Raw genomic sequence first — 7,555 nt, forward strand, 5'->3', positions numbered from 1 at the left:
AAAAAAAAATTGAGAATATAACAATTGAAGATATTTGTAAAAAAGCAAATGTTTCAGTAGGAACTTTTTATCATTATTTTTCTTCCAAAGAGGATATTTATAAAAAAATATTTCAACAAATTGATGAAAACCTACATGCTGAATTAGAAAATATAGATCAAAATAAAACAGTGCAAACAACTATTTTAAACTTCTTCCACTGCATAGCTGAATATACGACTAAATTGGAGTTACATATAAATCTTCTTAATGATTTAAACAAAAGAGCATTTATATATGAGCCTTCATTAATTTACAAAGCTCTAAATGGTTTTGTTTATAAAGGACAGCTTGAAAAAGAATTAACAAATGATATGAGTGTAGAAGAAATAACAACGTATCTTTTTACATTTGCTAGAGGGCTTATATTAGATTGGTGTATTTTAGAAGGAACATACTCTTTAGAACAGAGGATGGATACTTATATGAAATTAGCATTAAACTCTTTAAAACCCTAAATTTTAATCACATTCTACATTCTTTTGCTTCATTACATTAAATTCTGTTTTATTTTTTCTAGGTGTCAAAATATACAAAATAAAAGAAAAAGCATGTCTCTTCTTTATATTGCAAGAAGAGACATGCTTTTTTTATAATACACCCTCCTCAATCCATTTCAAGATAGTTTATCCCTTCGGAAAGAGAAAATAATGCTCAAAGTATATGTGAAAAGTTAAGAAAGTGGATACTTCCTGAATGCTAATTTTTAAATGTACATCATTTATATATTAAGAAATGAACCATTTTGATATATATGTCTCATTTTGATACATATATACATTTTTGTTTATCGATTTCGATTAATACTTATGATAAATTGCTACACATAGCTAGTTTATAGCTTCAATTTAATTGTGGTGATTTCATCACAATTAAATTAGTTAAAATAATATTTCATCTTTTATCTTTCATAAAAAATTAAAAAAGGAGTTTTTTCAAATGAAGAACCGAGTAAACCCAGCATTATTACCAGGCTTAGAAATGTATCCAGATCAAGATTTACGCCCAGAGTGTTTGCCAACAATGAGAGAAGAAGCGTCAAAAGTCTTCCCACCTACCATTGTTGATGAAACTCTTTCTGTAACAAATGAGGTCATTGAGGGACCTGATGCGAATCCATTACGATTAAAAATTTATCGTCCAAAATCAAATAATGAATCCTTACCTGCCCTGTTGTGGATACATGGTGGCGGATATATCTTGGGATCTATAAATGATAATGATGATCTTGCTGTAAAAATTGCAAAAGAGGCTAACTGTATGGTCGTTTCTGTAGATTACCGTTTAGCTCCTGAACATCCTTATCCAGCTCCAATTGAAGATTGTTATGCAGCATTAAAATGGATTGCTGATAACGCGGAGACATTAAACATTGATTCGAATCGAATTGGTGTTGCAGGAGTGAGCGCTGGGGGCGGACTAACAGCTGCATTAACATTATTAGCTCGCGATCGACAGTACCCTTCTATTTGTTTCCAAATGCCACTTTATCCAATGATTGACGATTGTAATAATACACCTTCTGCAAATGAAATTAAAAAAGGATTTGTTTGGAATCAAAAATCAAATGAAGCTGGCTGGAAAATGTATTTAGGGAAATTACATGGAACAGATCAGATTCCTACCTATGCAGCCGCTGCTCGAGCAGAAGATTATCGTAATTTACCACGCACTTACACATGTGTTGGTCAATTGGACCCATTCCGTAGTGAAACACTAACTTATGTAACCAAACTTGCAGAAGCTGGTGTTGATGTTGAATTCCATTTATATCCTGGAGCTTATCATGGGTTCGAAATGATGCATCCAGATGCTGATATATCTGTTCACGCTTGGAATGATTATATACGAGCAGTTAAGACTGGTTTCGCAAAAAAGTAGCTAAGATAAAGATTGAATATTTGTATTTTTAAATAAGGGAGGGTTTTTTTATGAAAAATAGAGTTCATCCCGAATTAAGGGAAATGTTTTCTGTATTACCAGCAATAGATAATAGCCCAGAAAATTTCCAACAATATAGAAATTGGGCTAATGAAGCTTTCGGTGCAACCGATTTAACGTCGAATAATAAAATTACCATATTCAATCGATTCATACCTGGGCCTGAAGATGCACCTGAAGTTAGAGTTCGCATTTATGAACCAACTAAAAACAAAAACGCTTTACCAGGGGTTCTCTGGATTCACGGTGGTGGATATGCAGTGGGATTACCCGAAATGGATGATAGACTTTGTGAAAAATTTGTATTGGAAGCCAACTGTGTAGTGGTTTCAGTTGATTATCGATTAGCACCGGAGAATCCATTCCCTGCACCACTTGAAGACTGCTATGCAGCTTTACAGTGGGTTTCTGATAATGCAGAAGATATCGGGATTGATTCTTCTCGAATTGCAATTGCTGGCATGAGTGCAGGCGGTGGACTTACAGCAGCCCTTGCTCTTTTAGCAAGAGATAGAAAGGGACCTTCAATCATATTCCAAATGCCACTATGCCCAATGATTGATGACCGTAATATTACACCTTCTACTTTTGAGATAACGGATCCAAAAGTATGGAACAGAGAAGCTAATATTATTGGATGGAAAATGTATTTAGGTTCAGCTTACGATGAAGAGGTATCTCCACACGCTGCACCAGCTCGTGCAACTGACCTTACAGGACTTCCACCAACGTATACGATGGTGGGTGAAATAGACCCATTCCGCGACGAAACAATTGAATACGCGAATAAATTAATGCAAGCTGGAGTACCAACGGAATTTCATGTTTATCCTGGTGGTTACCACGGATTCGAATTAATAGTGCCTCATGCTGAAATTAGCCAAAGGGCTGAGAAAGAATATGTCGGTGCATTAAAACGAGCATTACAAAAAACAGAAGTTTAAATGGCAGCTAATGAAAAATTGATTTTTTCTACTATCTATTTATTTTCGAATCCCGCTCTATCCAATAATGAATAATCGTGCTAATACGCCTGCTGCGAATGAAATTATTACACAAAGATTCATTCAGGACTAAAAGTAAAATAAACCTGGCTGAAAAATATATTTACAAAAGAACCACTCACAAATCGTGCAATTCTGTGAGTGGTTTTTTCCTTCAAACTTGTATTATTTTATTTTCAAGACATCCTTCTTTTTGCAATGTATCATTTTTCACTTTCAGTTGTTGTACCTCTGTATTGTTAACAATACAGCCCCAGAAATCCAAAGATCTCTGGGGCTTCCTTATATATTTAGCTCTTTTTGCTTTTTGTTTTGTTTATGTCTATACAGCAATTTTCGACTTATTAGAGAAATCACTAATAAGATTAGTATCAATACGAACAATTGCATAAATGATAAATCAAAATATTTAGCACCTGTAACGATTAAAAGTGTAGAAATCGTTCCTTTTACAACGAAAAAAATAATAACCCATAATCCGCCTTTTTTCCAGTTCATTTTCTTTTACCCTTTCCTACTTTTAAATTCTTGAAAAAATTAGTGATAGTTTTTGAATGTGACACCTTAATAAAAATCTATTATATTAGTAAACTTTTTCACGAAAATCATATCTATTTACATACGACGATTCCATAATAAATGAAAATGATATTCAGTGTCAATTTTATTGACTATTTAAATACCTATCATCTCCATCTCTTTTCAATTTGTTTCTTATAGGCAATGAACTCTTGTCTTCAAATAAAAACACCTCCATTGCATTTGCACACTTAGTATGCGAATGCAAGAGGTGTTTTTTCCATGTACCATCAGGTGCTTTATTTATTCGTTTAAGTTCTTAATACGTAGCTATTTTCTAGTACACAATAACTGGATCATACGTGTTCAAACTATCATATACAGTTTTTGCAACGTTAGGGAGAAGATTTACACACCCGCCTGATCCTCCTGTTAAATAAGCATTACTTCCCCAATCTTTTCGCCAGCCGGCATCGTGGAATCCTTGACCGCTATTTGTGAATGGAACCCAGTAATCTACTTTCACTGCATAATCAGCTTTCCCTACTGCGCTACCTCTTAGCGTATATGGTGTTCGTTTGTATAGAACGTACCACACACCTGGTGATGTATCTTCACCTGTGCTATGTTTACCCGTTACTACATTTGTTGTGAGGACTAATTTACCCTCTTTGTAAATCCAAATTTGTTGATCTGCAATTGAAACTTCTGCATATGTGTCTCCGATGCCATTATTCGATGTTGTTTTATAACCGATTCCTTCCTTCTCCCAACCATTTCCGTGAATATTAGAAGCAGAAAGTGATTTTTCGCCTTTCTCAAAGGCTTGTTGAACTTGTTTTGTCTCTTTTTCAACATCTAGTGCCCAGCCGTATCCTTGACCTTTTACTGAAATGACCGAACCAGAATGTGTTTTAAAAGCGAAGTCTTTATGTAATGTAGATTTAGCCTTATTAATTTCAGCAACCTTATTCTTAATTTCGCTCGCATCGATTGTCACCTTCATATCTTTTGACATAGAGGCATTTTGAATTAAATCTTTCGCTTTTAACGAATACACTTCATCCTGCACTTTATAATCAACAGACTGCGTAAGAAGATTTTGTAATGCTTTCTCTTCTTTTTTAATAATCGGATCGTCTTCTTTAATAGGCTGTATGTATGCAGACTTTAGATGAATTTCACTTTTATGCTTCTGTTTATCATAATCTTTTAGTAAACTCTCAACGTTATACTGTTTTCCATCAACACTCTTCGAAATTACAATTTTTCCTTGTTCAAGCTTCGCCATAGCATCTTGAGGTGCTTTTAATTTTTCATTCATGGAAACAAGCTTTTCTTCTACAAGTTTTTTCATCGTTTCACTACGATACTGATCCGCTTCTTTCGATAACAATGAATACTCTTTTTCCTTTGAAGAAGGGAAAAATGTCCACTGGCTTTTTAATAGTTTCTTAACTTGCGGCAAATCTTTTTCCGTCAGTTCCGTCTTTGTCTCTTTTTCATCTAAAATTTGTTGTTGATCAATATAAACATTGTTTGCTAATCCAGATGTTTTTAATTTCTGTATTGCCTGATCAGCGCTTAAACCACCGACTTTTGTATCATTAATCGTAACATTAGAATTGAAGTGAGTTGCCTGATAATAGCTCATTCCCCCAAGGAGAAGTGCAAGTACTCCGCCACCTGCTGCGATAAGCTTCCAATTTGTAAAACGTTTTTTGGATCTTACCCGTTTTTTCTCAACTTCTTCAACAGATTCATTTACTGTATTGTTGTTCATCAATCTTTCCCCCGTATACATTAACGTCAATTGATTTTAAACCAAAACCATTGAATAGTGTACCTTATTTTCCTTGAAATTTCATTGTTTTAACCAGATTTTATCTCATTTAATCTATTAAAGTTAGATTTTTTAATAAAAAGATATATAAAGATGGTAAATAACGCGAAAAAAGACCACATCAATCAAGTTATTATGGGACCCATCGCATTTTGAAGAATGAAACTCTATAAACATTTTAACCTAGTAAAGTAATTTTTAGAAGGTCCAAGTTAGAGACAGGCAGCATAGAATATCTCTTATTTATGAAAAATATCCACAAAAAATGACCTACATGTAGACTCTTTTTTGTGAATATTTTAATGCCGCATATTTTATTAATTTAAATGCAAACCATGCTTCCTGCTTGTCACCAGGTTTCACAACGTTTACTATCAGCCTAACTAATTTCACCTTATAATCTTTATCATCAACAATTTCAAGATCCTTTAAACTATTATATATGTTTGTACCACGCTTTATTGATACGTTTAATCTTTACAGGTGTTGAATTTTTAGACTCATCCTTTGTTGTAACCTTATTATTAGAACATCCTGCAATAGCGAGACAGCATGTAGCCAATAAAACTAATACTATTAATTTCTTCAAATAGCCACTCCTATATAAGGGAAATATTATATTAAGAAAATTAAACATAACATCGAATCTCTATAAAAACAATATATTTCCTAGTTTTATTATCCGTTGGTAGATTAAAGCACACCTCAAGGAGCATGAATCCAATGTCTAATTTCCATTTTATCCGATTCTCAATGTTTATTCCAACATAAAAAGATAGCTATTATTGTTGAAAACTAATTATCTCTCAAAATGAAAAATATGAACTAAATTCCTATAACCCAATATAGTTTACTCAGCTAACTTTTCCCCTGTAACAATCCGAAACAAAGTAGCTGCATTTTTTTCTTCTAATTGAGCGTACCGATTACCACCCGAGATGATTTCCACTTTATCCTTATTAGGGCTTATCCAAATTTGATACAACACAGCTTTCACCTCTATTTTCGGATTTTTAAATTGAAAAACAAAATGATAATCAGCTGGACGAGACATTTCCACTTTTTTATTTTCAAAAGTAGTATCCTTTAATATTTTCTTTACTTGCATCACTTCATTATTATCTGTCACTACCTTAAAATCTTCATATTCATTATCACCAATATTTTTTTGCACTTCGATTCTTTGCTCTTCACTTTCTAGTCCAGTTGAACAGCCGGTTATTATGAATATACAGATACTACTCATAACTAGAGGCCAATAACAAAAAAGCATTGGATACCCAATGCTTTTTACACTTACGCAAATAAAGACGTATTCGCATATAAAGCTGGTGAACCACCTGAATGTACGAATAAAATGTTGTCTTCTTTTTTTAATGTACCTTTTCTAATTAAGTCGATTAGTCCCGCTACTGCTTTACCTGTATACACTGGATCCAGTAAAATACCTTCTGTTTTCGCAAGTAATTGCACTGCTTCCACCATTTCCGGCGTTGGTAACGCATAACCTGGTCCTACATATTCATCAAAGCATGTAACAGCTTCGCGCGGGATAAAGTTTGGAATACCAACGTGAGCTGACGTTTCATCTACAAGTTTTGCTACTTTCTCTTCTTGCTCTGCTTTTCCTCTACTTACGTTAATTCCGATTACTGGAATGTTACTTTGTGTTCCCGCAAAACCAGTAATTAAACCAGCATGCATACCGCCGCTACCACTTACGCAAACGACTGAACTGAAATCAATTCCTTGGTCAAATGATTGCGCCATAATTTCTTGCGCACAAGCAACGTACCCCATTGCGCCAGTAGGATTTGATCCACCGACCGGAATTACATATGGTGTACTACCTTTTTCACTAACTTCTTTCGCGACTTTATGCATCTCTTCCATAAGATCTGCTCCGTTCGGTACAACAATGACATTTTCAGCACCTAGTAAATGATATAAGAAATAGTTTCCGTTAAAATCTGGCTTCTCTTCTGGCTCAAGCCCTTCTTCTAATACAAGAATACATTTCATTTTTTCTTTTACCGCAGCTGCAAGTGTTAGGCGGCAATGATTTGATTGAATGCCGCCAGCTGTAATTAACGTATCTGCACCCTTTGCCTGCGCATCCGCAACTAGAAACTCTAACTTTCTCGTCTTATTACCACCAGCGGTTAAACCAAGTAAATCATCTCGTTTAAAATAAATAGTCGGCCCGCCA

The 7,555-nt window shown here is 34.3% G+C and carries 7 protein-coding genes; 3 read left to right on the forward strand and 4 right to left on the reverse strand.

The window, feature by feature from the left end; all coding sequences use genetic code 11:
• From MR079_RS26920 to MR079_RS26930, 3 genes are all read left to right on the forward strand, one after another.
• Positions 1 to 497 (forward strand): TetR/AcrR family transcriptional regulator (locus MR079_RS26920; protein ID WP_242294966.1); only part of this gene is annotated, 497 nt, incomplete at its 5' end.
• Between the two features lie 481 nt (positions 498 to 978).
• Positions 979 to 1,920: an alpha/beta hydrolase gene (locus MR079_RS26925; RefSeq protein ID WP_242294967.1), complete on the forward strand. Its 942-nt coding sequence runs from the start codon at positions 979 to 981 to the stop codon at positions 1,918 to 1,920.
• Between the two features lie 50 nt (positions 1,921 to 1,970).
• The gene (locus MR079_RS26930) at positions 1,971 to 2,924 is read left to right on the forward strand and encodes an alpha/beta hydrolase (protein ID WP_139866077.1); all 954 of its coding nucleotides are present in this window, start codon (positions 1,971 to 1,973) and stop codon (positions 2,922 to 2,924) included.
• A 342-nt stretch (positions 2,925 to 3,266) separates the two neighbouring features.
• Here the strand turns inward: MR079_RS26930 and MR079_RS26935 are convergent, their stop codons facing one another.
• The 4 genes from MR079_RS26935 to MR079_RS26950 form a co-directional block, all read right to left on the reverse strand.
• Positions 3,267 to 3,482: a hypothetical protein gene (locus MR079_RS26935; protein WP_001104101.1), complete on the reverse strand. Its 216-nt coding sequence runs from the start codon at positions 3,480 to 3,482 to the stop codon at positions 3,267 to 3,269.
• Between the two features lie 358 nt (positions 3,483 to 3,840).
• On the reverse strand, positions 3,841 to 5,286 hold the full coding sequence (locus MR079_RS26940) for a L,D-transpeptidase family protein (protein ID WP_242294968.1): 1,446 nt from the start codon (positions 5,284 to 5,286) through the stop codon (positions 3,841 to 3,843).
• Positions 5,287 to 6,196: 910 nt separating this feature from the next.
• Positions 6,197 to 6,619, reverse strand: coding sequence for a YhfM domain-containing protein (locus tag MR079_RS26945; RefSeq protein WP_242294969.1), 423 nt, complete (start codon positions 6,617 to 6,619; stop codon positions 6,197 to 6,199).
• 23 nt (positions 6,620 to 6,642) lie between these two features.
• Positions 6,643 to 7,555: D-cysteine desulfhydrase family protein (locus MR079_RS26950; RefSeq protein ID WP_242294970.1), on the reverse strand; the 913-nt coding region annotated here is incomplete at its 5' end.

The organism is Bacillus cereus group sp. BfR-BA-01381 (assembly GCF_022663555.1).
GTDB classification, from domain to species: Bacteria; Bacillota; Bacilli; order Bacillales; family Bacillaceae_G; genus Bacillus_A; species Bacillus_A pacificus.

Excerpts from the sequence above, each read along its gene's own strand:
- MR079_RS26945 (WP_242294969.1), bottom strand. The coding sequence starts at position 6,619 with ATGCTTTTTTGTTATTGGCCTCTAGTTATGAGTAGTATCTGTATATTC.
- MR079_RS26935 (WP_001104101.1), bottom strand. The coding sequence starts at position 3,482 with ATGAACTGGAAAAAAGGCGGATTATGGGTTATTATTTTTTTCGTTGTA.
- MR079_RS26930 (WP_139866077.1), top strand. The coding sequence starts at position 1,971 with ATGAAAAATAGAGTTCATCCCGAATTAAGGGAAATGTTTTCTGTATTA.
- MR079_RS26940 (WP_242294968.1), bottom strand. The coding sequence starts at position 5,286 with ATGAACAACAATACAGTAAATGAATCTGTTGAAGAAGTTGAGAAAAAA.
- MR079_RS26925 (WP_242294967.1), top strand. The coding sequence starts at position 979 with ATGAAGAACCGAGTAAACCCAGCATTATTACCAGGCTTAGAAATGTAT.